Origin of the sequence: Cupriavidus sp. Met-2, assembly GCF_049843575.1 — a bacterium.
Taxonomy (GTDB): domain Bacteria; phylum Pseudomonadota; class Gammaproteobacteria; order Burkholderiales; family Burkholderiaceae; genus Cupriavidus; species Cupriavidus metallidurans.
The window spans coordinates 118,095-140,323 of record NZ_JBBHZL010000014.1 but is presented as its reverse complement, the minus strand read 5'-3'; the positions used below and the strand labels follow the sequence as shown (position 1 = coordinate 140,323).

Genomic DNA, 22,229 nt, shown 5'->3' with positions numbered 1-22,229 from the left:
CCGGCCGGCTCGCGCCAGCCGCGCGGCCATCGCACTGGCTCACAGGCGCAGCTGGACGTAATCCCAACCAAGATCGTCGGCATCCGCCGACGCAGACGCATCGGCAATGCGCACGGCATCAGTCGCATGGCGATCGGCCAGCGTCACCATCGCGCCGGACGCCATCGCCAAGGCCGCCACCGCGGCCTGACCTTCGTGCATGGCGCGACGTTCAGGCTGGTCGGCATGGGCCGAATCTGTCACCGGCAATGCGGCGACACCCTGCTGCGCCATCGTTGGACGGACACACAGGAACAACGTTGCCGCGGTAATGCCGGCCATAACGCCAACAGTGGCCATCGCCACTCGGCGCTTGCGCACCTGGTTGCGATGGAAAAAGGGGGTTCGCGAAATGTTCTGCGACATGGGCAGACTCCCAGGACCATCAAGATGCGCAAGGGTCTCATTTCCCGATAGAACCGCGCCAGTGTGCTTACCAATGCTTACCAACCTTACCGGCGTGAGCAGAGGCAATACATCGCGCTGACATCAACGCCCAGCCGAGGACGTGAACGGCCTCTCGCCATGTGCTGCGTCACCAGGTCGCACGGCGCAAGGGTGCTTTGGCGCTAGACTGACGCGCTATCACGGCTCGCCATCCTGACCTTTTCCCATGAACATCCGCACCCTGCTGGCATCGTTGCTTATCGTTGCCGCCCCCATGGCTTCGGCCCATATCGTTTTCGAACAGAAGCAGGCGCCCGCGGGCAGCTACTACAAGGGCACGTTGCTGGTCGGTCATGGCTGCAACGGCAGCGCGACGCGCGCGGTAACGGTGACAATCCCGGATGGCGTACAGGGCGTGCATCCGCAACCGAAGCCGGGCTGGCAACTCGAGATCAAACGGGCGAAGCTCGCCAAGCCCTATACCTCGCACGGCAAGACTATCGACGAGGACGTGCATACGATCCGGTGGTTTGGCAACACGCTCGCCGACGAACACTTCGACGAATTCCGCATGCTGATGAAGCTGCCCGAACAGGGCGGCAAGCTCTACTTCCCGGTGCTACAGGAATGCGAGAGCGGCAAGTCCGAGTGGACCCAGATTCCCGCCGATGGCCAGACCACCCGGGACCTGAAGACCCCGGCAGCGGAGCTTGAGGTGTTGCCACCTGCCGGCGGCCACGTGCACTCGCACTGAGTAACCGGGCGTCCGACGCCACCCCAAACGAAAAGAGCCGGTCACCCGGCTCTTTTACTTTCAGACTTCGGCCTGCGTTACAGCACGTAGCGCGACAGATCCTCGTTGCCCGCCAGGTCACCCAGGCGCGCATCGACGTATGCCGCATCGACTGTCACGGTTTCCCCCGACGACTTCGTTGCGTGGAACGACAGGTCCTCGAGCAGGCGCTCCATCACCGTGTACAGGCGGCGCGCGCCGATGTTCTCGACCTTCTCGTTGACCGAGAACGCGATCTCGGCCAGGCGGCGAATGCCATCCGGCGAGAACTGCAGTTCCACTTCCTCGGTCTTCAGCAACGCCTGGTACTGCTTGGTCAGGCTGGCATCGGTCTGCGTGAGGATGGCCTCGAAGTCCTGCACCGACAGCGATTCGAGTTCCACGCGGATCGGGAAGCGACCCTGCAGTTCCGGAATCAGGTCACTCGGCTTCGACAGATGGAACGCGCCGGACGCGATGAACAGGATGTGGTCGGTCTTGATCATCCCGTACTTCGTGTTCACCGTGGTGCCTTCCACCAGCGGCAGCAGATCTCGCTGCACGCCCTGGCGCGACACTTCGCCGCCGCCCACTTCGCTGCGGCTGGCGATCTTGTCGATCTCGTCCAGGAACACGATGCCGTTCTGTTCGACGTTGGCGATGGCCTTGTGCTTGAGCTCTTCTTCATTGACGAGCTTGGCGGCCTCTTCATCGATCAGCAGCTTGAACGCGTCCTTGACCTTCATCTTGCGGCGCGCCTTCTTGCCCTGGCCCAGACCCGCGAACATCGAACGGATCTGCTCGGTCATGTCTTCCATGCCCGGGGGGCCCATGATGTCCATGTTCGGCATCCCAGCGGAGACCTCGAGCTCGATGTCCTTCTCGTCGAGCTCGCCCTCGCGCAGTTTCTTGCGGAAGACCTGGCGCGTGTTCGAGTCCTTCTCCTCGTGCTGGGCAAAGCCGATGTCGCGCGGCGGCGGCAGCAGCACGTCCAGCAGGCGGTCCTCGGCGGCGTCTTCGGCCTTGGTGCGCACCTTCTTCATTTCCGATTCGCGCGTCTGCTTGACGGCCATTTCGGCCAGGTCACGCACGATCGTGTCCACATCGCGGCCGACGTAGCCGACTTCAGTGAACTTGGTTGCCTCGATCTTGATGAACGGCGCATCGGCCAGCTTGGCCAGACGGCGCGCGATTTCGGTCTTGCCGACGCCAGTCGGCCCGATCATCAGGATGTTCTTCGGCGTGATTTCCTGGCGCAGCGGCTCTGCCACCTGCTGGCGGCGCCAGCGGTTGCGCAGCGCCACGGCCACGGCCTTCTTGGCCTTGTTCTGGCCGATGATGTGCTTGTCGAGTTCGGAAACGATTTCCGACGGGGTCATGGTGTGCGACATGGGAATCCGTTCAGCGCGTCAGTCGAGGGTTTCGATAACGAAATTGGTGTTCGTGTAGATGCAGAGCTCGCCCGCGATGGTCAGGGCCTTTTCGACCACGTCCTTCGGCGGCAGCTCCGTGTTCTCCACGAGTGCCTTGGCCGCGGACTGCGCGTAGGCGCCGCCCGAGCCGATCGCGGCGATGCCGCCTTCGGGGTCGAGCACATCACCGTTGCCAGTGATGACCAGCGTGGTGTCCTTGTCTGCCGTGATCAGCATGGCTTCCAGGCGGCGCAGCGCGCGATCCGAGCGCCAGTCCTTGGCGAGATCCACCGCGGCGCGGGTCAGGTTGCCCTGGTACTTCTCGAGCTTGGCTTCGAAGCGGTCGAGCAGTGAGAAAGCATCGGCCGTGCTGCCGGCAAACCCAACCAGCACCTTGCCGTTGTAGATGCGGCGTACCTTGCGCGCGGTGCCCTTCATCACGATATTGCCCAGCGTGACCTGGCCGTCACCGCCCAGTGCGACCTGATTGCCGCGGCGGACGCTGACGATGGTGGTGCCGTGATACTGTTCCATGGTGCCTTCCGTGATAGGTGTCAGCCGCGTAGGTGGCGCCGGCTCGGCAGCTTTCAAGAGCCCGGCGCCGATACGGTTCTCCAATATAGGAAATCGCCCGTTCTCCCGCCGCCATCCCTATCTGCGGGCGGGACGGACAATAAAAAAGGCCACGCGATACGCGTGGCCTTTGCGGCACGGAGCAGCGATTGCCGATCAGTCCGCGTAGACACCCGCCTTCTTGATCACCGGCGTCCACTTGTTGATTTCCGACGCCAGGAACACGCGCAGCGAATCCGGCGTGGCGCGCTGGGCCGGCACGGCCTCGGCACCGAGTTCAGCCATCTTGGCGCGGAAGTTCGGGTCGGCCACCGATTTCTGCAGCGCGGCCGACAGCTTGTCGATCACCGGCTTCGGCGTGCCCTTCGGCGCGTACATCGCGTGCCAGATCTTCACTTCCACACCCGGCAGGCCCTGCTCGGCGGCGGTCGGGATGTCCTTGAATGCTTCCACGCGGCGCGGCTGCATTGCCGCGTACGGCTTGAGCGCGCCCGCCTTGAGCTGGCCGGCGATGTTGGTGGTCTGGTCGCACATCAGGTTCACCTGGCCGCCGAGGATGTCGGTCAGCGCCGGCGCAGTACCCTTGTACGGCACGGTGGTCAGTTCGGTCTGGATTGCGCTCTGGAACAGCAGGCCGCACAGGTGCGAGGCCGAGCCGATACCGGCATTGGCCAGCGACAGCTTGCTGGAATTGGCCTTGATGTACGGCACCAGCTCCTTGAAGCTGGCCGGCGGAAGTTGCTTGTTACCCACCAGCACCATCGGCACGTCGGCGATCTCGCCGACCATCTCGAAGTCCTTGAGCGGATCGAAGCCCAGGTTGCGGTACAGCGCCGGGGCGGTGGACATGCCGATGTGGTGGATCAGGATCGTGTAGCCGTCACCCTTGGACTGAGCCACCTTCTTGGCGCCAATCGTGCCGCCGGCGCCACCCAGGTTTTCGATCACGATCGTGGTGCCCAGGTGCTTGGACATCACCATCGTCAGTTCGCGCGCGACCTTGTCGGTCGGGCCGCCAGCAGCAAACGGCACCACCGCCTGCACGGGCTTGCCGGCAGGATATTCCTGCGCCTGTGCTCCCGAGAAAACGCCCACGCCAGCAACAGCCAGCACGGCCGCGAATTTCAATGCAACTCGTTTCATATACGTCTCTCCTGATTCCCTCTTTACCCCGTACCAACGCCGCGTATGCCGCCGGGCAGGCCAGTCTTCATGGCACGCCCGAACATGGCGATCCGGGTGGAATCGCCACGATGACCATCGGCATCTATCTATGTAAGTGGTGATATGCGGCAGCGAACCCCGCCGACAGGCGGAGCCGGAGGTGGATGTTAGCAACCCCGGACAATTGCGAGGTATAGGGGCTAACCCGTGAGAATGTGACCCACTGTTATCTAACGGAAGAATTCGAGCATTTCCTCAAGCAGCGGCTCGGGCACCTCTTCCGGAACATAGTGGCCACACGGCAGCGTCGCGCCGCTGACCGCGTCGCCCAGGGCCTGCCAGAGCGCCAGCGGCTCGAAGCAGCGCGCCACCACGCCGTGTTCGCCCCATAGCACGCGCACAGGCATGGCCAGCTTGCGCCCGGCCTCGCGGTCGGCGCGGTCGTGGTCCAGATCGATGGTAGCGGCGGCGCGATAGTCCTCGCACATCGCATGGACGCGCGCCGGCTCCTGCATCGCGGCGACATACGCAGCCATCGCATCGGGGGCGAATGGGCTCGGGCCCGCGTGGCGCAAGCCCAGCAGCTTGTCGATGAAGAACGCGGGCTCGGCATTGATCAGGGTCTCCGGGAACGGCGCCGGCTGAATCAGGAAGAACCAATGCCAGTAGGCGGCGGCAAAGGCCATGCTGGTGGCCTCGTACATCGCCAGTGTCGGCGCGATATCGAGCAGCATCGCGCGGCTGACCGCCTCGGGGTGGTCGATGCAGAGCCGATGCGCCACGCGCGCGCCACGGTCGTGGGCACACAGCGCGAAACGGGAAAAACCAAGCTGGCGCATGACCTCCACCTGGTCCCGCGCCATCTCGCGCTTGCTGTAGGCCTCGTGCCCAGGGCTGGCCGGTGGCGCGCCGCTGCTGCCATATCCGCGCAGGTCGGTGGCAATCACCGTGAAGCGGTCGGCCAGCGCCGGGGCCACCTTGTGCCAGATCAGGTGGCTTTGCGGAAACCCGTGCAGCAACAGCAGCGGCGGGCCGGAACCGCCACGCACGCCAGCGATTTCCACCTCGTCCACCTTCAGCCGGAACCACTCGAAATTGGGAAACAGCAACGCACTGGCATCGTTCTGCATGACTTTGTCTCCGGGCCTCTTTTCTGGCGCTTTGTGCCGATCATAGGCTGAATCCCGGCGCACCGCCGTCTCGAAGACCCTGTTGGTGCAACTGAATTGCATCGGGTAGGGGCCTATGGTTAAATCCTTCGCATGACACGCACCACCCCACATGCGGCTGCGTCCGATGACGCAGTCATGCCCGGAGATCCGCTGGCCACGGCGCAATTGCGTCTGCGCCAGCTTGGCGCACGTGTGACGCAACCGCGCCTGGCAATTCTGGCCTGCCTGATCGAAGCACCCGAGCCACTCACCCACCAGGCCGTGATCGATCACCTGCCGGCCGAAGGCGACGTGGACCGCGTGACCGTGTACCGGGTGCTGGACTGGCTGGTGGACCAGGGCCTGGCACAGAAACGCGCCGGCAACGACCGCGTGTTCCGCTTCTCGCTTGTGGAGCACGAAGCGGCGCGCGCCGAAGTCCATCGACAGCACAGCCACTTTCACTGCACACGCTGCGATCGTACGTTTTGCCTGGAGTCGGCCGGGAAATCCGTGGCCCCCCGGGTACCCAACGGATTTGCGGTCGAACACGTGGAACTGACGGTCAACGGCATCTGCGCCGAATGCGGCCGATCGCACGGCGACGCATCCGCGCACTGACACATCCAGACACCTTTAGACGGCGAGCCCTTTTCTCGGAGTACCACAACATGTCCAAACTGATTCCGGTCACGATCCTTACCGGCTTCCTCGGCAGCGGCAAGACCACGCTGCTCAAGCGTATCCTCAACGAGCAGCACGGCATGAAGATCGCCGTGATCGAAAACGAGTTCGGCGAAGAAAACATCGACAACGAGATCCTGGTGCAGGACGGCCGCGAGCAGATCGTGCAGATGAGCAACGGCTGCATTTGCTGCACGATCCGCGGCGATCTGGTGCAGGCGCTGTCCGATCTGGTCACCCAGCGCGATGAAGGCAAGATCGCGTTCGATCGCGTGGTGATCGAAACCACGGGCGTGGCCAATCCGGGCCCCGTGGCGCAGACGTTCTTCATGGACGAGGAAATCGCCTCGCGCTACCTGCTGGACGCCGTGATCACGCTGGTCGATGCCAAGCACGCCAACCTGCAGCTCGACAAGCAGGAAGAAGCACAGCGCCAGGTGGGCTTTGCCGACGCCATCTTCATCACCAAAGCCGACCTGGTGAGCGAAGCCGAGGTGGCGGATCTGCGTCATCGCCTGCTGCACATGAACCCGCGCGCGCCGATCAACGCCGCGCACTTCGGCGAAGCGCCGATCGACCTGATCTTTGACCTGCGCGGTTTCAACCTGAACGAAAAGCTCGAGATCGACCCAGATTTCCTGCGCGCCGACGAGCACGACCACGAACATGACCACGAACACGGCGAACACTGCGGCACCGATTGCGGTCACGACCACGGCCATGAGCATGGCCACGATCACGGGCACGGCCACGCGCATGACCACCACCACCATCATCATCACACCGACCGGATCGCGTCGTTCGTCTTCCGCAGCGACAAGCCGTTCCATTACGGCAAGCTAGAGGAATTCCTGTCGGGCATCCTGTCCGTGTACGGCGAGAAGCTGCTGCGCTACAAAGGCGTGCTCTATATGGAAGGCGTGGACCGCAAGGTGGTGTTCCAGGGCGTGCACCAGCTTATGGGCAGCGATATCGGCGCCAAGTGGGAAGATGAACAACCGGGCACGAAGATGGTCTTCATTGGCGTGGACCTGCCGCGCGACGCAATTCTGAAGGGACTTGCGGCCTGCCTCGCCTGACTTTACGTTTAGTGCGCCATCAGACACCTGCGTAAATCCGGCCCGATAATCCCTCCCGAAAGGGGGTACAGGGAAAACTCGTGGCTTTTGTCCGGTTTTCTCCCATATCTACCGGAAAGTTGTTCAAGTACAATAGGCCGGATTTGATACGGACGGCGCACGTTTTGGCCGCAACCGTATCCGCAGGGCGGCAGTCGTCGTCAGCATGAGGCGGGGCCGCCAGCAGGCGCGGTCGTGGGCTTTGTGCGGAGACCGCCCTCCGCCTGGGGTCGCCTCGACAATGCGCCGTCACTCTTCGACGCGTAGAGAGGTGTCCCCATGACAGCCGCAACAAAGACGAAGGAAAGCCGCAGCAAGACTGGTAGCGCTGCGGTGGAGACGCGCAAGGCAGCGCCTGCAAAGGCGACGCCAGCTCCTCGCGGCAGTACGGCGGCGCACGCCGATGCGGGCGAGGCCAAGGGAGGCACGCGAAGCAGCAAGACTGCAGCCAGCCAGAGTGAAACAGCCGCCCCGCGCAAGCGGACGGCCACTGCACCCGAGCGGACGACGACGCCGCCGGTCGCATCAACAAGAGAATCAGCAGGGACCATGAGCAGCAACAAACTTCTGACTGAAGCTGAAATCCTGAAGATGAGCGACAAGGATTACATGAACGAGGCGCAACTCGCCTTCTTCAAAAATCGCCTTGAGCAGCTTCGCGACGAGATCCTCAAGAATGCGGACCAGACGACGGAACACCTGCGCGAAACGGTCATCGTGCCGGATCCGGCTGACCGCGCCACGATCGAGGAAGAACACGCCCTGGAACTGCGCACGCGCGACCGCGAGCGCAAGCTGCTGAAGAAGGTCGAGCAATCGCTGCAGCGCATCGAATCCGGCGACTATGGCTGGTGCGAGGAAACGGGCGAGCCGATCGGCGTGCCGCGCCTGCTGGCCCGTCCGACCGCCACGCTGTCGCTGGAAGCGCAACAGCGCCGCGAACTGCGCCAGAAGCTGTTCGGGGACTGATTCGATCCTTCGAGAGGCGGAAAACTCGGCGGCCCGGTGATCCGGGCCGCTTTTTCTTTTCCGGAGTCGTATTTGCCTTGATGGTGTAACGATTGCGACACTACCATTGCAGAATGATTTCAGAATGACCGCCTGTCCCCGGGGCAGGCTTTCTGCTACAGTCGCAACTTTGTTGCATCAACATCGATCATCATGGCCGTTCGTCTGCCCGTCACCGTGCTGTCCGGATTTACCGGCGCCGGCAAGACCACCGTGCTGCGCCACCTGGAAGCCCAGGCCGGCGCGCGCGTGGCCGTGGTCGACAGCCATGGCGACCTGCTTGCCGAAGTCGAACGGCTGGCCCAGACCGGCCAGTACGATCATGTGGTGATCGAAGCCGGTGCCACCGATGAACCGCTGGGCCTGGCCGAGGGCTTCGCCTTCGAGGACGAGCACGGCGAGACCACCAGCGTGGGGCACCTCGACACGCTGGTCACGGTGATCGACGCCAGCCGCTTCTTGCAGGACTACCACGACGCCGACTTTCTGTCGGCCCGCGCACTGGCCGCGCACGATGACGACGACCGTACGGTCGTCGATGTGCTGATCGACCAGGTCGAGGTATGCGACGTCCTCGTCGTCAACAAGATCGACCTCGTCGATGCCGGCCAGCTCGGGCGCCTGCACGTGATGCTCCATGCGCTCAATCCGCGCGCCGACATCGTCGACGCGAGCCACGGCCAAGTGCCCGCCGCACGCGTGCTGGATACCGGACGCTTCGATATCGACGCCACACCCAACGCCGCCGGCTGGCAAGCCGCGCTGCAGGGCGATACGGTGCCCGATGCCGCCGGCGTGTCGACGCTGGTCTACCGCCGGCGCCGCCCGTTCCACCCGCAGCGTTTCGCGGACCTGATCCATACCGAATGGATGCGCGAGCATGGCGACGTGCTGCGTTCGAAAGGTCTGTTCTGGCTCGCCAGCCGCATGGACATCGCCGGCGACTGGAGCCAGGCAGGCGGCGTGTGCCGTCCCGGCGCCGCCGGTGCATGGTGGGCAGCGATCGACGCCGAAGAATGGCCGCCCGAAGGTCCGGCACGCGCCGCCATCGAGGCCGATCTGATCGAGGACGGCCTGCCCGCAGAGTACGGCGACCGTCGCCAGGAACTGGTGCTGATCGGCCTGGATCTCGACGCGCACGCGCTGGAAGCGCAGCTCGATGCGTGCCTGCTCACCGACGACGAAATGGCCGCCGGCCCCGAGGCATGGGCGGCCTACCCCGATCCGTTCCCCGACTGGGGCAACGCGTTCGACGACGACCACGACCATGATCACGGCCACGACCACGATCATGGCGACGGGCCGTGCGATTGCGGACATGCACACTGAGTCCTGCACCCTCTCTCGCTTGCGCGCGCGCGGCCCGAGCCTTTGGGCCGTGCTGTGGCTGGTCGCGTGCCTGCTGCTCGCCCAGCACGCGGGTCTGGTCCACCGCGTGTTGCATGGTGGCCTGCCCAACGCCTCGCAGCCGGCGCTGACGGTGGCGTCCGACGATGCAACGCACACCGAACCGTTTTCCCTGAAGCTCGGCCTTCACTCCTGCGTGCTGTTCGACGGCGCAACCGTGGCCGACATTCACGTCGGCAGCTTCCAACTGCCGCTGCTCGCCTTCGGCAAGCCGGTCAAGCCAGCCAACCTGGCCTGGCGCTGGCCGGACCTGCCGTCCGCGCAACCATTCCGCTCGCGCGCCCCACCGGCCGCATTCGCTTTCGCCTGATTGGCCGGGGGCGCGGTATCTTGCCGCGCGCTCGCGCCTGCCTCACGGCGCGGTGCCGGGCATCTCGCCCGCGCAGCACCGCGCACGCATGAACGAAAACGAAAATCGCGAGCCATGTTCTCGAACAACACCCGTATTCCGGCGGTGCGTCGCACCCCGCTGGCGGCGCTTGCCGCCCTGATCGTCACTTCCGGCGTTGCCTCGCACGCGATGGCCCAGGACAACGCTGCTGCAGCGCCGGCCGCGCCGCAAACGCAACCGCAACCGCAACCGCAAACGCTGAAGGAAGTGGTGGTCACGGCCAATCCGCTCGGCAGCGACCTGAACGAGATGGTCGCGCCCGTCTCCACGCTCGGTGGCGACGCGCTGACCGTGCGCCAGACCAGCACGCTTGGCGAGACGCTGAACGGCATGCCCGGTGTCACCTCCACCTACTTCGGTCCGAACGCGAGCCGTCCTTCCATCCGCGGCCTCGATGGCGACCGCATCAAGTTGCTGCAGAGCGGCGGCTCCACGCTCGACGCATCGTCGCTGTCCTATGACCACGCGGTGCCGATCGACCCGCTGGTTGCCGAGAAAGTGGAAGTGGTGCGCGGCCCCGCGGCGCTGATGTACGGCGGCAATGCACTGGGCGGCGTGGTCAATGTGATCGACAATCGCATCCCGCGCGACCCCGTCACCGGGGTATCCGGCGCGGCCGATGTCAGTGGCACGATCGGTGGCGACAAGGGGCGCAACGCCAGCGGCCTGCTGGAAGCGGGCAATGGCACTTTCGCCGTGCACGCCGACGCCTTTGTCCGCCAGACCAGCGACCTGCGCATCCCCGGATTCGCGCGCAGCGCCAACCTGCGTGCCACGCAGCCGCTGCCCGCAGGAGAGAGCGAGGCCTACGGCACGCTGCCGAACACGAGCTCCCATCAGGAAGGCGGCTCGATGGGCGGCTCCTACACCTGGGCGGACGGGTTCCTCGGCGCCAACTACTCGACCTACCGCAACGATTACGGCACCCCGGCCGAGGCCGACGCCCGCATCAAGATGCGACAGGACCGCATCGGCCTGGCGGGCGAGGCGCGCAATCTGGCCGGCAATACCAACGGCATCATCGAATCGGTGAAGGGCAGCTTCAACTACACCGACTACGAACACCGCGAAATCGAAGACGGCGTGACCGGCACGACGTTCAAGAACCGTGGCTGGGATACGCGCATCGAGGCCACGCACGGCAAGATCGGCAATATGAGCGGCGTGATCGGCACGCAGTTCGGCCATTCCGATTTCTCGGCGCTGGGAGAGGAAGCCTTCGTCCCGAGCACCACCACCGACAACGCCGCGCTCTTCGTCTTCGAGGAACTGCCGCTGATTTCGTCGGGCGATCTCAAGCTCAACCTTGGCGGCCGCATCGACCACAGCAGCGTCAAGGCCAGCGCCAACGGCAACGATCGCTTCACCGACGACAACCGCAGCTTCAACGCGGGCAGCGCGTCGGCCGGGCTGCTGTACAAGCTCAATCCGATCTGGACGGTCACGTCGAACCTGTCGTACACCGAGCGCGCGCCAACGTTCTACGAGCTGTACGCCAACGGTCCGCACCTGGCCACCAACGCCTACGAAATCGGCGACCCGAATGCGAACAAGGAACGCGCCACGTCGATCGACCTCGGCATGCGCTTCAAGCAAGGGGATCATAGCGGCAGCGTGTCGGGCTACTACAGCCGCTTCCAGAACTACCTTGCCCTGCTGAACACGGGCACGTTCCGCGACGCCGAAGGCAATGTCGTGACGGCCGGCAGCGACGGCGCGCTACCTGTCCTGCAGTACGCGGGCGTGCCAGCCACGCTGTATGGCTTCGAGGCGGAAGGCAAGACGCGCCTGCTGCAGAAGATGCTGACCACCGGCGACACCCTCGACTTCGAGGCCCGCGCCGACTACGTGCATGGCGAAAACCGCAACAACGGCGAGCCACTGCCGCGACTGGCACCGCTGCGCCTGGGTGGATCGCTGGTCTATGCGGCCGGCCCGTGGGGCGCGCGCATCAATGTGGACTGGAACGCGCGCCAGACCCGCGTGCCGACCGGCGACACGCCGACCGACGCATACACGATGCTGGGCGTATCGCTGACATACAAGCTCAAGGTGTCGGGTACCCAGACGCTGCTCTACCTCCGCGGCGACAACCTGACCAATACGGAAGCCCGCAGCGCCACGTCGATCCTGCGCGACATCGCGCCGCTGCCGGGTCGCAGCGTCAAGATCGGAATGCGGACGATGTTCTGACGATCTGGAAACGCCCCTCTCCCTCTCACGGGGGAGGGGCGCGCATAACGACGGCTATCGGCTGAAATCAAATGACTCGGGCACGAGCGAATACACGGCGGCCGCCACGGGCCGGCCGCCCAGGATCAGGCGGTTACGGGCGATGCATTCGAACGCTGCACCGATCTTCTCGGCGACGCCGCGGCTTGCGAGGTTGGTCTCGGCTGCCACGATCTCGATCCGCGTGAGGCCCAGCGCGTGGAATCCGTGGCAAGCCATCATCGTTGCCGCGCCCGACGCCAGGCCCTGCCGCTGATGGCTCTGGCGAATCCAGTAACCGAGATTGCCAAGGTTGTCCTCGCGACGGATCTGGTTGATGGCCACGCCACCGTACAGCGTGCGCCCGTCGGCCGAGAACACGCCGACGTCATACGCGCTGCCCTCTTCCATGCACGTCTCGCAGCGCGCGAACCACTCCTGCGCATCGAGCGTGTTGTAGTCCGGGTGCGCCCACGGCATCCACGCGCCCACGGTGCCCATGGACTCCCGCACGGCGGCAACGAACGGGTCCACGTCGCTGGCGCGGAACGGTCGCAACAGGAAGTCCTTGCCCCGCAGCGGCTGCATTCTCAGTCCTGGTTGCGGACCTGATCGCCTTCGGTCGTCAGCGCACCCGCCTTGGCCAGCGCGCGCAACGTCTGGTCGAACACATCCTCGATGGATTGCCCCGCCATGAAGCGTGCGTGAATGCGCTGCATCAGCGGCGTGTCGCGCATCCACGCGAACAGCGCCTCGCGCGAGACCGCCTGCAGTTCCAGCAGCTTGAATTTCACGAGCACGCGCACGGCGTGGGTGGCATTGCGCACGCCATCGCCTTGCAGGTAGTCGAGCCGGCTTCTGGCGTGCGAGATGGCGCCCGTCACATCGTCAAACGGCCGCCCGTGTCCGGGGATCACGATGCGCGCATCGAGCGCCGCGATGCGCTCGAGCACCGCGGCCTGCTCGACGAAGCCGCTCTCGCCATCGAGCTCCGGAAAGATCACGCCGAAGCCGCTTTCCCAGAGCGCATCGCCAGAAATCAGGATGCCGTGCGACGGCGCGAACAGCATCACCGCGTGTGGATCATGGCCCGGAGCAGCCACTACGTCCCAGTCGATCCCACCGAGCCGCAGGCGGTCCCCATCGTGCAGCAAGGCATCGAAGCCGAAGCGCGCGCACTGCTGGCCCGTGGCATCGAACGACAGCGCGACATGGTCCCAGGAAGCGACCGCCGCTGCCTCCGCCGCCGGAATCGCCGTGCGGGGCTGCCAGCGTGCCTGCAATGCCGCGTTGCCGCCGCAATGGTCGGAGTGCAGATGCGTGTTGATGATATGAGTCAGCGGCCGGCCATCGAGCGCTGCCGCCACGAGCGCCTCGGTCTGCGCTGCGTGTGTGACGTAGCCCGTATCGACGAGCGCCGACTCCCCGGTGGCATCGTCAATGAACAGGATGTTGTTTGCCGATAGCCAGCCGCGTTCGAACACGCGCATCGTCGATGGCAGCAGCGGAGGCGTGCTCATGCTTCGCTCCCCGCGGCGCACAGGCGCGGCACGCGCGCGGGCAGCAGGGCCCAGATGCGGCGGCGTTCCTCGTCATCGGCCTTCGACCAACCCGCGATCTCCGGAATCGTGCGGAGGCAACCTTCGCAATAGCCGCTGGCCGCGTCCATCTTGCAGACGTTGCGGCAGGGCGACGGCACCGGCGCGACGATCTGTGCCGCGGCAGCGCCACGTACCAGATCGGCCAGCAGACGGCGTTGCGCGGCGGTCATGCCGAAGTCACCTGGGCCACGTCCGCGACTTCCGCTCCGGTCATCGCCTGAAGCTGTTGCGGCGTCAGGTTGAAGACGGCATGCGGATGTCCCGCTGCTGCCCACACGCTGTCGTACTGGAACAGGTCCTGATCGAGCAACATCACGGGTGCGACGGCGTGCCCGATCGGGCAGACACCGCCAATCGCGTAGCCGGTCTTCTCGCGCACGAACTTCGCATCGGCCTTGCCCAGCGCGCCCACGCGCGCCGCCACCTTGGCCTCGTCGACGCGATTGCTGCCGCTGGCGATCACCAGCACCGGCACATCGTCTTCCACGCGGCGGAAGATGATGGACTTCGCGATCTCGGCCACGGTGCAGCCCAGACCGGCAGCCGCTTCCGCCGAGGTCTTGCCGGTGGCCGGCAGCATCACCACGGGGCGGTCGTGGCCGATGCCGACCAACAGATCGGCCACGCGTTGCGCGGCATCGGGAAGCGTGGGGCTCTCGCTCATGGATCGTGTCTCCTTTGTCTGGGCGCGTCGCGGTCTAGTAGCCGCGCTGCAGGTCCACCACGCCGGCGATCGGCTTGCCCGACTCGAGCAGGCGGATCTTGCCGGCGATCTGCGCAATGCTGTCCTCGCGCAGCGTCAGCGCCGAGATGTGCGGCGTGATCGTGATGCGCGGCTCCTGCCAGTATGGATGATCGGCAGGCAGCGGCTCGGTGCGGAACACGTCAAGCGTGGCACCCGCGATCTGTCCTTCACGCACGGCGGCGAGCAGATCCTCTTCCACGAGGTGCTGGCCGCGCGCCACGTTGATCAGGTAGGCGCCGTGCGCCAGGCGATGCAGCAGGCCCGTGTCGATGATGTCCTGGGTCTCGGGCGTCAGCGGCAGCACGTTGACCAGCACGCGCAAGCCATCGAGGAAGGCGGCCTGCCCGTCTTCACCGTGGAACGATTGCACGCCGTCCACCGTCTTCGGCGAGCGGCTCCATCCGCGCACCGGGAAGCCGAAGCCAGCCAGCGTGCGGGCGATATGGGCGCCGAGCGTGCCAACACCCATCACGCCGATCGTGAAATCGGCACGACGATGCGGTTTCTGGAATTTCCACGTGCCGGCGCGTTCCTGCGCGTCGTACACATCGAGCCGGCGGAAGTAACGCAGCACGGCGGCCGTGACGTACTCGGCCATCTGGGCCGCCATGCCGGCGTCATCGAGCCGGATGATCGGCACGCCGGCCGGCAGGGCATCGGGATGCTGGGCATTCAGCTTCAGGATACCGTCGACACCAGCGCCGAGATTGAAGATGGCCTTGAGATCGGTACGGCCGCGCAGCATTTCCACCGGCGGACGCCACACCACTGCGTAGTCCACGGACTGGCCCTGGCTGTCTTCCCAGGTCACGCACTGCGCTTCCGGCAGTACTTCGGCGAAACCATCGATCCACGGGGCATAGCGGCCATCCGGCACGTACAGCTGCAACTTCATCTCGACTCCAGTTTTCTTTTTGGGGGATGGGATGAAGTATTTTGGCAGAGGTCGCGGGCCAGCGGTTGGATTGCGGAAGCGCGTTCCGCATGGCGGATCGATGGGAGGCACCTGTTTCCCACGTTGTGGAAAACAGGTGCCAGGGCAGCTTACCCCGCGTAGCCCTCGGCGCGGATATCCAGACGCGCCAGCAGCGCGCGGTCGCGGTCAGCCTGGGGATTGCCGGTGGTCAGCAGCTTCTCGCCGTAGAAGATCGAGTTCGCGCCGGCCATGAAGCACAGTGCCTGCAGCGCCTCATCCATGGCTTCGCGGCCAGCGGACAGACGCACCATCGCGCGCGGCATCGTGATACGCGCCACCGCGATCGTGCGGACAAACTCGAACGGGTCCAGCGCCTCGGTGCCCGCCAGCGGCGTGCCTTCCACCTGTACCAGGTTGTTGATGGGCACCGACTCCGGGTACGGGTCCATATTGGCCAGTTGCGCGATCAGGCCGGCACGCGCCTCTCGGGCTTCGCCCATGCCGACGATGCCGCCACAGCAGACGTTGATGCCGGCTTCGCGCACATGGCCGATGGTGTCCAGCCGATCCTGGTACGTGCGCGTGGTGATGATCTTGCCGTAGAACTCGGGCGAGGTATCGAGGTTGTGGTTGTAGTAGTCGAGGCCCGCGTCCTTCAGACGCTGCGCCTGTTCGGCCTTGAGCATCCCCAGCGTCACGCAGGTTTCCAGGCCCATCGCCTTGACCTCGCGCACCATGTCGATCACGGGCTCGAGGTGGCGTTCCTTCGGCTCGCGCCATGCCGCGCCCATGCAGAAGCGCGTGGCGCCGTTGGCCTTGGCCGCCTTGGCGGCGTCGAGCACGGCCTCAAGGTCCATCAGCTTTTCAGCCTTCACGCCCGCATCGTGGTGGGCGCTCTGCGGGCAGTAGCCGCAGTCCTCCTCGCAACCACCAGTCTTGATCGACAGCAGCGTGGAAAGCTGCACGGTGTTGGCATCGAAGTGCTCGCGATGCACTTGCTGGGCGCGGAACAGCAGGTCGTTGAACGGCAGTGCGAACAGTGCGGCGACATCGTCGACACGCCATGCATCGCCCTCCTTCGGCGCGGCGGCCGCGATATTGCGGGCCGACTGGCGCAGGGCTTCGGCGGAAATGGTGGCGACGGTCTGGTTGGCTTGTTGCGTCATGATCGGTATGGGGTTCGGTAGTGGATTCGGTTTGGCCACTTCACGCGCGATGCGTCGCGGCACTGTGATGGGGGACAACGGACGGCGCGGCCGACAGCAGCGGCGCGAGGTCGAGGTACTGGGCTGCCACGGCGGGCGCGACCTGCCACGGCAGTTCGCCCAGCAGCGGTGCGTCAAGCGCGCCCAGCGCATCCTGCAGCGTGACGATGTTCTCGCTTGGCAGCAGCATGTCGGGGTCGATACGGTTGGCGATCCAGCCAGCCAGCCTGAGGCCGCGTGCGCGAATCGCTTCGGCGGTCAGCATGGCGTGACTGAGGCAACCCAGGCGGATACCGACCACCATGATCACCGGCAGGTCGAGCATTACGGCCAGGTCCGCCGTGTTCCAGCGCGCGGCGCCCATGTCGAGCGGCACGATGAAGCCACCCACACCTTCGACCACCACGGCCTCGGCGCGCTGACGCAACGATTCGAATGCATCGCGAATCGGCTCGGGCGTAATGCGCGCGCCTTCGAGCGCGGCGGCCAGATGCGGCGATACCGGCGTGCGAAAGAAGAACGGGCACATCTTTTCCTGCGGCACGATCACGGAGCCGGCCGCGCGAAGCTGATCGACGTCGTCGTTCTGCCACTGGTCGTCGAGCCATTCTCCGCCCGCGGCGATAGGCTTCATGCCCACCGTGCTGTAACCCGCGCCATGCAGCGCGTGCAGCAGCGTGGCGGTCGCATGCGTCTTGCCCACGCCGGTATCGGTACCGGTGATGAAGCAGGCGAAGCGCTCTGGCCGGTCGGCGATGCCGGTCATGCAGCCTCCTTGTGCAGTTGGGGCGCGGCGCGCGCGATGGTCTCCAGCAGTCGCGCCACGTCGGCTGCAGAGTGCGATGCCGACAGCGTGATGCGCAGCCGCGCGGTACCGGCAGGCACCGTCGGCGGGCGAATCGCCCCAACGCGAATGCCTTCGGCTTCGAGGGCGGCCGACAGCGCCAGCGCGGCGGCATTGTCGCCAACGATCAGCGGCTGGATGGCGGTCTCGCTCTCACCGAGCGACCACCCGGCCTGGGCAGCCAGCACCGCGAGCCCCGCGCGCAGTTGCGCGATCAGCCCGGTCAGATGCGCCCGGCGGGAGCGCCCCTCCTCGCCAGCGATGATTTCCAGACTCGTCAGCAGCGCGTGGGCAACCGCCGGCGGTGCTGCCGTGGTGTAGATGTACGGGCGCGCCGTGTTGATCAGGTGTTCGACGATCGTCTCGTGCGCCGCGACGAACGCGCCCGCCACGCCAGCGGCCTTGCCGAGCGTGCCGATGTAGATCAGCCGCTCTGAACGCAGGCCCAGGTGTTCGAGCACACCATGGCCGTTCTCGCCGAGCACGCCAAAGCCGTGCGCGTCGTCGACGATGATCCATGCATCGTGGCGTTCGGCGACTTCCAGCAGCGCCGCCAGCGGTGCGATATCGCCATCCATGCTGAAGACGCTATCGGTCACGATCAGCTTCAGCGCGGTCGTGCTGGCCGCCAGCAGCGCGTCAAGCGCCCCTGCATCACCATGAGGGTAGCGCTGGACATCGGCACGCGCCAGACGCGCGCCGTCGATCAGCGAGGCATGGTTGAGCGATTCGCAGAACAGCGTCGCACCAGTCGCGCCGAGCGACGTCAGCACCGCCAGGTTTGCCATGTAGCCAGTGCAGAAATACAGCGCCTGCGCCTGTGGGATGTAAGGTGCCAGCCAGCGCGCCAGTTCACGCTCGAGCTGCGCATGCGCCAGCGAATGTCCGCTGACCAGGTGCGATGCCCCGCTGCCCGCACCGTAGCGATGCGCGCCTTCGGCCAGCGCGTGCGCGATCGAGCCGTGATTGGCCAGGCCCAGGTAGTCGTTGCTGCAGAACGTGAGCAGCGGCGTGGGCGTGGCGTCGATCCCGCCCACCGACTGGTGCGGCGCGCAGGCCGTGTGAGCAATGCGGCGACGGCGCGTCAGCGACTGGGCATCGCGTTCCGCGGCCGCGCGTTTCAGGTGATCAAGCAGCATGGCGTGCCTCCTCCGCCGGATCGAGCACTGCCTGCAGCGTGTCCAGCAATTGTTCACCGAGCCAGTTGGCCAGCTCGGCATCGAAAACATACGGCGGCATCACGTAGAGCGTGTGCCCGATCGGGCGCGCCAGCACGCCGCGTTCGCGCGCGGCCAGATGGAAGCGTCCGGCAAAGTTCGCCCCCGCTGCCTGCGGGTCGATGTCGGCGGCCCAGATCATGCCGCGCTGGCGCACGTGGCTGACGCGCGGGTCGGCGGCAATACCGGCCATCGCCGTGCCAAGCCATTGCGCGCGCTCGCGGTTGCGGGCGAGCACATCTTCGGATTCGAACAGGTCCAGCGTGGCCAGCGCGGCCCGGCAGGCCAGCGGATTGCCCGTGTACGAATGCGAATGCAGGAAGCTGCGCGCGATATCGTCGGCCACGAACGCACGCTGGATCTCGGGACGCGACAGCACCAGCGACAGCGGCAGGTAGCCGCCGGTAATGCCCTTCGACAGACACAGGAAGTCCGGCCAGGCATGTGCGGGCACCGCGTCGCCGCCGCGTGCCTGCTCCCAGGCGAAGAACGTGCCGGTGCGGCCACAGCCCACAGCGATCTCGTCGGCGATCAGGTGCACGCGATAGCGATCGCACAACGCGCGCGCGCCTTCGAGATACGACGGGTCGTACATCGCCATGCCGGCCGCGCCCTGCACCAGCGGCTCGACGATCAGCGCCGCGATCTGGCCGGCACGCTCGCGCAGCAGTGCTTCGAGTTCAGCCAGCGCCCGGGTGGCCACATCGGCGGCGGATTCGCTACGCGCGGCCTGGCGTGCATCGGGAGACATCACCACGTGGGCGCGGCGCGTCAGCGGATCGTAGGCATCGCGGAAGATCTCCACGTCGGTCACGGCCAGTGCACCCACGGTTTCGCCGTGATAGCCATGGCGCAGGCAGATGAACTCGCGCTTGGCCGTGAGGCCGGTGTTGCGCCAGTAGTGGAAGCTCATCTTGAGCGCGATCTCGACGGCAGAGGCACCATCGGACGCATAGAACGCGTTGCCGAGCGCGCCACCGGTAAGCGCCGTCAGCCGCTCGGCCAGTTCCACGGCCGGTGCGTGCGTGCAGCCGGCCAGCATCACGTGTTCCAGTGTCTGCAGTTGTTCGCCGATGGCGGCGTTGATGGCCGGGTTGGCATGGCCGAACAGATTGACCCACCAGGAGCTGATGGCATCGAAGTAGCGCTTGTCGCCAGCGTCGATCAACCAGGGCCCTTCGCCACGCACAATGGCGAGCGGCGGCTCGTTGGCGCTGGCGTCGGGACGCAGGCGCGTGCACGGATGCCACACGGCGCGCTGGCTGCGTGCCGCGAGCGACGTGTCACCGCCTCCGGAATCGAGGACAGGATGTGTCAAAGGGACTCTCCTATGAGTGTCCGCCCGCGCATCGCGCGCGGCCGGATGTGGGAAGCTCATGGTAGAAAGGTCCCCGCCGGATTGGCAAACCGGCCGCACTCAGCCAGTTGAGTGCAATTTCACAGACGTTGGACGATCTTGCCGCCCGCAGTGCCGTGCACTTCGCCCTGCTACCTGCTACGCGCCGATAACATCGGCTAACGCACTACAAAAAAAATCTCTCGATGTGGCGGGGTCGCACCCTCCCGCGGGCGCGAGAGGGCTGGCGCCCGATTGCCGTTACTGCGGCTTCCAGGCAGGCGCGCGCTTTTCCAGGAACGAACGCACGCCTTCGCGGCCCTCCTCTGACGCGCGGATGACGGCGATCCGGTCCGCGGTATCGGTCAGCAGGTCCTTGTCGATGGCGCGGCCGGCCACGTCCTGCACCAGCCGCTTGCTTTCGCGCACGGCATTCGGGCTGTTGCCGACCAGCGTCGCGGCCAGTTCGGCCACCTTGGCGTCGAGCCCCGCCGCCGGCACCGTGGCATGGACGAAGCCGATGCGCAGCGCTTCCGCCGCATCGAACCGCTCTGCGGTGATGAAGTAGCGGCGCGCGGCCTGCTCGCCCATCGCGCGAATCACATACGGGCTGATCGTCGCCGGCAACAGGCCCAGGCGCGCTTCGGACAGGCAGAAGTTCACGCCCTCGGCCGCTACCGCCACATCGCATGCCGCCACCAGCCCCACGCCGCCGGCATAAGTATCGCCGTGCACACGCGCGATCACGGGCTTCGGGCAGGACCAGATCGTGTGCAGCATCTGCGCCAGCGTCAGCGCGTCGGCCCGGTTCTCGTCATTCGAGTAACCGGCCATCTTCTTCATCCAGTTCAGATCCGCGCCGGCGCAGAAGGCCGGGCCGTTGCCCGCCAGCACGATCGCGCGCACGTCGGGCGTATCGCCAAGCGCACGGAACGCACCGGTCAGTTCCGCGATGACCGTCTCGTTGAATGCGTTGCGGACGTCGGGACGATTGAGCGTGACCGTCGCAACGTGGCGTTCAGCGGTAACCGTAAGCGTGGTGAATTGCATGTCTCCTCCGAGAAACGGATGTGTAATGGACGGGGCCGAATTCCGTCGAATGCGGCCAATTCAGGATTTCTGGCGCCGGTTGCTGGTCACGCCGCGCGTGACGGGCTCTGCCTCCGGCGGCTCCACGTCGAAAGGCAGGCCGTGGTCGCGGAAGAAGGTTTCCACCTCTGGCAGCCATACGGCGATGCCCGCGCTATCGCTGAAAAGCTGGTGTGAATCGCCATCGAACTCGCCGACGTCGACAAAGTGGGTGTCCTTTGCCGCGCCGCTCACGTTGGCCTTGTAGCTGTTGAACATCCGCTCCGGCAACGGCCACGGCCAGAAGCGATCGTTGTCGCCATAGATCCAGAGCGACGGATAGCGCGCGCCGCGGCCGTAGTCGCCGAACACATCAACCAGGTTGTTTTCCCAGCCGCTGCAGCTTTCATTGCGCAGCCCGCCAGCGAAGTTGATCACGCCGACCACGCCCGGATAGCCGATCGTGGACAGCGCCATGGTCGACAGGCCGCCAAACGACTGGCCGATCACGACGATGCGTGTCGGGTCCACGTAGGGCTGCTGCACTAGGTAATCAAGCGCGGCGATCACATCCTCCGCCTGCGCCATGCCGTTCGCGCCGACATCGCAGCTTCCGCCGACATACTTGCCGCCAGACTTGGAAAAGCCTTGCCGCATTGGCAGTGCCACCACAAAACCGCGCCGCACGAATTCGGCGGTCTGCGCGGCAAAGCGCGCACGTCGCTGAAACGCCGGTTTGCCCGGCGTCTTGCCGTGGTTGATCACCACGAGCGGCCGGCGTCCTTCGCCGGGTGGCCGGAAGATCGTCGTTTCCAGGTCCACCGTGTCCTCCGCGCCGACCTTCGGCACCATCACGACCTGCTCGATCGTATGCGCGGGCAGAGCCACCTGCGCGATGGCCGTCGCGCACCAGACCAGGCCAGCGAGCGCGGCCGCGATGCCGCAGATGGAGGAGACGACGCGAGACTTCACAACCAACC

At 65.6% G+C, this 22,229-nt stretch carries 23 protein-coding genes; 7 read left to right on the top strand and 16 right to left on the bottom strand.

Annotation, left to right across the window (positions count from 1 at the left end; genetic code table 11):
- Nucleotides 1-39: 39 nt before the first annotated feature.
- Nucleotides 40-405, bottom strand: coding sequence for a hypothetical protein (locus WD006_RS25175; RefSeq protein WP_008642831.1), 366 nt, complete (start codon nucleotides 403-405; stop codon nucleotides 40-42).
- 247 nt (nucleotides 406-652) lie between these two features.
- Between WD006_RS25175 and WD006_RS25170 the strand changes: the two genes are divergently transcribed.
- Complete coding sequence (locus WD006_RS25170; RefSeq protein WP_011515050.1) at nucleotides 653-1,180, top strand: YcnI family protein; 528 nt, start codon at nucleotides 653-655, stop codon at nucleotides 1,178-1,180.
- A 77-nt stretch (nucleotides 1,181-1,257) separates the two neighbouring features.
- On the opposite strand, the gene hslU is transcribed toward WD006_RS25170, so the two are convergent.
- The 4 genes from hslU to WD006_RS25150 form a co-directional block, all read right to left on the bottom strand.
- Nucleotides 1,258-2,589 carry an ATP-dependent protease ATPase subunit HslU gene (gene hslU, locus WD006_RS25165; protein WP_029306786.1) on the bottom strand — a complete coding sequence of 444 codons (1,332 nt, stop codon included), beginning with the start codon at nucleotides 2,587-2,589 and terminating at the stop codon, nucleotides 1,258-1,260.
- 18 nt (nucleotides 2,590-2,607) lie between these two features.
- Nucleotides 2,608-3,144, bottom strand: coding sequence for an ATP-dependent protease subunit HslV (gene hslV, locus WD006_RS25160; RefSeq protein ID WP_008642837.1), 537 nt, complete (start codon nucleotides 3,142-3,144; stop codon nucleotides 2,608-2,610).
- Between the two features lie 195 nt (nucleotides 3,145-3,339).
- Nucleotides 3,340-4,326, bottom strand: a complete 987-nt coding sequence (locus WD006_RS25155; RefSeq protein ID WP_011515048.1) for a tripartite tricarboxylate transporter substrate-binding protein — start codon at nucleotides 4,324-4,326, stop codon at nucleotides 3,340-3,342.
- Between the two features lie 251 nt (nucleotides 4,327-4,577).
- Complete coding sequence (locus tag WD006_RS25150; protein ID WP_011515047.1) at nucleotides 4,578-5,477, bottom strand: alpha/beta fold hydrolase; 900 nt, start codon at nucleotides 5,475-5,477, stop codon at nucleotides 4,578-4,580.
- Between the two features lie 132 nt (nucleotides 5,478-5,609).
- Here WD006_RS25150 and WD006_RS25145 point away from each other — a divergent pair, with 132 nt between their 5' ends.
- From WD006_RS25145 to WD006_RS25120, 6 genes are all read left to right on the top strand, one after another.
- Nucleotides 5,610-6,119, top strand: coding sequence for a Fur family transcriptional regulator (locus WD006_RS25145; protein ID WP_011515046.1), 510 nt, complete (start codon nucleotides 5,610-5,612; stop codon nucleotides 6,117-6,119).
- Nucleotides 6,120-6,169: 50 nt separating this feature from the next.
- Nucleotides 6,170-7,261: a CobW family GTP-binding protein gene (locus WD006_RS25140; protein ID WP_011515045.1), complete on the top strand. Its 1,092-nt coding sequence runs from the start codon at nucleotides 6,170-6,172 to the stop codon at nucleotides 7,259-7,261.
- Between the two features lie 588 nt (nucleotides 7,262-7,849).
- On the top strand, nucleotides 7,850-8,269 hold the full coding sequence (dksA, locus tag WD006_RS25135) for an RNA polymerase-binding protein DksA (RefSeq protein ID WP_008642844.1): 420 nt from the start codon (nucleotides 7,850-7,852) through the stop codon (nucleotides 8,267-8,269).
- A 192-nt stretch (nucleotides 8,270-8,461) separates the two neighbouring features.
- Nucleotides 8,462-9,637 carry a GTP-binding protein gene (locus WD006_RS25130; RefSeq protein WP_011515043.1) on the top strand — a complete coding sequence of 392 codons (1,176 nt, stop codon included), beginning with the start codon at nucleotides 8,462-8,464 and terminating at the stop codon, nucleotides 9,635-9,637.
- On the top strand, nucleotides 9,576-10,025 hold the full coding sequence (locus WD006_RS25125) for a hypothetical protein (RefSeq protein ID WP_063834243.1): 450 nt from the start codon (nucleotides 9,576-9,578) through the stop codon (nucleotides 10,023-10,025). Before WD006_RS25130 ends, WD006_RS25125 begins: the two co-directional genes overlap by 62 nt.
- Nucleotides 10,026-10,139: 114 nt before the next feature.
- Nucleotides 10,140-12,299 (top strand): TonB-dependent receptor, encoded by a 2,160-nt coding sequence (locus tag WD006_RS25120; protein ID WP_011515041.1) that lies wholly within the window; start codon nucleotides 10,140-10,142, stop codon nucleotides 12,297-12,299.
- Nucleotides 12,300-12,353: 54 nt separating this feature from the next.
- Here WD006_RS25120 and WD006_RS25115 read toward each other — a convergent pair whose 3' ends face one another.
- From WD006_RS25115 to WD006_RS25065, 11 genes are all read right to left on the bottom strand, one after another.
- Nucleotides 12,354-12,905 (bottom strand): GNAT family N-acetyltransferase, encoded by a 552-nt coding sequence (locus tag WD006_RS25115; protein WP_011515040.1) that lies wholly within the window; start codon nucleotides 12,903-12,905, stop codon nucleotides 12,354-12,356.
- Nucleotides 12,906-12,907: 2 nt separating this feature from the next.
- A complete protein-coding gene (locus WD006_RS25110; protein WP_011515039.1) occupies nucleotides 12,908-13,837 on the bottom strand; it encodes an MBL fold metallo-hydrolase in 930 nt (309 codons plus the stop codon).
- Nucleotides 13,834-14,088 (bottom strand): DUF1289 domain-containing protein, encoded by a 255-nt coding sequence (locus tag WD006_RS25105; RefSeq protein ID WP_008642854.1) that lies wholly within the window; start codon nucleotides 14,086-14,088, stop codon nucleotides 13,834-13,836. Before WD006_RS25105 ends, WD006_RS25110 begins: the two co-directional genes overlap by 4 nt.
- Nucleotides 14,085-14,582 carry a YbaK/EbsC family protein gene (locus tag WD006_RS25100; RefSeq protein WP_008642855.1) on the bottom strand — a complete coding sequence of 166 codons (498 nt, stop codon included), beginning with the start codon at nucleotides 14,580-14,582 and terminating at the stop codon, nucleotides 14,085-14,087. The genes WD006_RS25105 and WD006_RS25100 overlap by 4 nt, the downstream gene beginning before the upstream one ends.
- A 34-nt stretch (nucleotides 14,583-14,616) precedes the next feature.
- A complete protein-coding gene (locus WD006_RS25095) occupies nucleotides 14,617-15,558 on the bottom strand; it encodes a 2-hydroxyacid dehydrogenase (RefSeq protein ID WP_011515038.1) in 942 nt (313 codons plus the stop codon).
- 149 nt (nucleotides 15,559-15,707) lie between these two features.
- Entirely contained in the window at nucleotides 15,708-16,745 is a 1,038-nt protein-coding gene (gene bioB / locus WD006_RS25090; protein WP_008642857.1) for a biotin synthase BioB, read from the bottom strand.
- A 40-nt stretch (nucleotides 16,746-16,785) separates the two neighbouring features.
- A complete protein-coding gene (gene bioD, locus WD006_RS25085) occupies nucleotides 16,786-17,550 on the bottom strand; it encodes a dethiobiotin synthase (RefSeq protein ID WP_011515036.1) in 765 nt (254 codons plus the stop codon).
- The gene (gene bioF, locus WD006_RS25080; protein ID WP_011515035.1) at nucleotides 17,547-18,767 is read right to left on the bottom strand and encodes an 8-amino-7-oxononanoate synthase; all 1,221 of its coding nucleotides are present in this window, start codon (nucleotides 18,765-18,767) and stop codon (nucleotides 17,547-17,549) included. The genes bioD and bioF overlap by 4 nt, the downstream gene beginning before the upstream one ends.
- The gene (gene bioA, locus WD006_RS25075) at nucleotides 18,757-20,163 is read right to left on the bottom strand and encodes an adenosylmethionine--8-amino-7-oxononanoate transaminase (RefSeq protein ID WP_049799647.1); all 1,407 of its coding nucleotides are present in this window, start codon (nucleotides 20,161-20,163) and stop codon (nucleotides 18,757-18,759) included. Before bioA ends, bioF begins: the two co-directional genes overlap by 11 nt.
- A 279-nt stretch (nucleotides 20,164-20,442) precedes the next feature.
- On the bottom strand, nucleotides 20,443-21,231 hold the full coding sequence (locus WD006_RS25070) for an enoyl-CoA hydratase/isomerase family protein (RefSeq protein WP_011515033.1): 789 nt from the start codon (nucleotides 21,229-21,231) through the stop codon (nucleotides 20,443-20,445).
- A gap of 60 nt (nucleotides 21,232-21,291) precedes the next feature.
- Nucleotides 21,292-22,221 carry a dienelactone hydrolase family protein gene (locus WD006_RS25065; RefSeq protein ID WP_011515032.1) on the bottom strand — a complete coding sequence of 310 codons (930 nt, stop codon included), beginning with the start codon at nucleotides 22,219-22,221 and terminating at the stop codon, nucleotides 21,292-21,294.
- Nucleotides 22,222-22,229 lie beyond the last annotated feature (8 nt).

Bases quoted from the DNA above. Each gene is read 5' to 3' on its own strand.
- WD006_RS25175 (WP_008642831.1), bottom strand. From the start codon at position 405: ATGTCGCAGAACATTTCGCGAACCCCCTTTTTCCATCGCAACCAGGTG.
- WD006_RS25170 (WP_011515050.1), top strand. From the start codon at position 653: ATGAACATCCGCACCCTGCTGGCATCGTTGCTTATCGTTGCCGCCCCC.
- hslU (WP_029306786.1), bottom strand. From the start codon at position 2,589: ATGTCGCACACCATGACCCCGTCGGAAATCGTTTCCGAACTCGACAAG.
- hslV (WP_008642837.1), bottom strand. From the start codon at position 3,144: ATGGAACAGTATCACGGCACCACCATCGTCAGCGTCCGCCGCGGCAAT.
- WD006_RS25155 (WP_011515048.1), bottom strand. From the start codon at position 4,326: ATGAAACGAGTTGCATTGAAATTCGCGGCCGTGCTGGCTGTTGCTGGC.
- WD006_RS25150 (WP_011515047.1), bottom strand. From the start codon at position 5,477: ATGCAGAACGATGCCAGTGCGTTGCTGTTTCCCAATTTCGAGTGGTTC.
- WD006_RS25145 (WP_011515046.1), top strand. From the start codon at position 5,610: ATGACACGCACCACCCCACATGCGGCTGCGTCCGATGACGCAGTCATG.
- WD006_RS25140 (WP_011515045.1), top strand. From the start codon at position 6,170: ATGTCCAAACTGATTCCGGTCACGATCCTTACCGGCTTCCTCGGCAGC.
- dksA (WP_008642844.1), top strand. From the start codon at position 7,850: ATGAGCAGCAACAAACTTCTGACTGAAGCTGAAATCCTGAAGATGAGC.
- WD006_RS25130 (WP_011515043.1), top strand. From the start codon at position 8,462: ATGGCCGTTCGTCTGCCCGTCACCGTGCTGTCCGGATTTACCGGCGCC.
- WD006_RS25125 (WP_063834243.1), top strand. From the start codon at position 9,576: ATGATCACGGCCACGACCACGATCATGGCGACGGGCCGTGCGATTGCG.
- WD006_RS25120 (WP_011515041.1), top strand. From the start codon at position 10,140: ATGTTCTCGAACAACACCCGTATTCCGGCGGTGCGTCGCACCCCGCTG.
- WD006_RS25115 (WP_011515040.1), bottom strand. From the start codon at position 12,905: ATGCAGCCGCTGCGGGGCAAGGACTTCCTGTTGCGACCGTTCCGCGCC.
- WD006_RS25110 (WP_011515039.1), bottom strand. From the start codon at position 13,837: ATGAGCACGCCTCCGCTGCTGCCATCGACGATGCGCGTGTTCGAACGC.
- WD006_RS25105 (WP_008642854.1), bottom strand. From the start codon at position 14,088: ATGACCGCCGCGCAACGCCGTCTGCTGGCCGATCTGGTACGTGGCGCT.
- WD006_RS25100 (WP_008642855.1), bottom strand. From the start codon at position 14,582: ATGAGCGAGAGCCCCACGCTTCCCGATGCCGCGCAACGCGTGGCCGAT.
- WD006_RS25095 (WP_011515038.1), bottom strand. From the start codon at position 15,558: ATGAAGTTGCAGCTGTACGTGCCGGATGGCCGCTATGCCCCGTGGATC.
- bioB (WP_008642857.1), bottom strand. From the start codon at position 16,745: ATGACGCAACAAGCCAACCAGACCGTCGCCACCATTTCCGCCGAAGCC.
- bioD (WP_011515036.1), bottom strand. From the start codon at position 17,550: ATGACCGGCATCGCCGACCGGCCAGAGCGCTTCGCCTGCTTCATCACC.
- bioF (WP_011515035.1), bottom strand. From the start codon at position 18,767: ATGCTGCTTGATCACCTGAAACGCGCGGCCGCGGAACGCGATGCCCAG.
- WD006_RS25070 (WP_011515033.1), bottom strand. From the start codon at position 21,231: ATGCAATTCACCACGCTTACGGTTACCGCTGAACGCCACGTTGCGACG.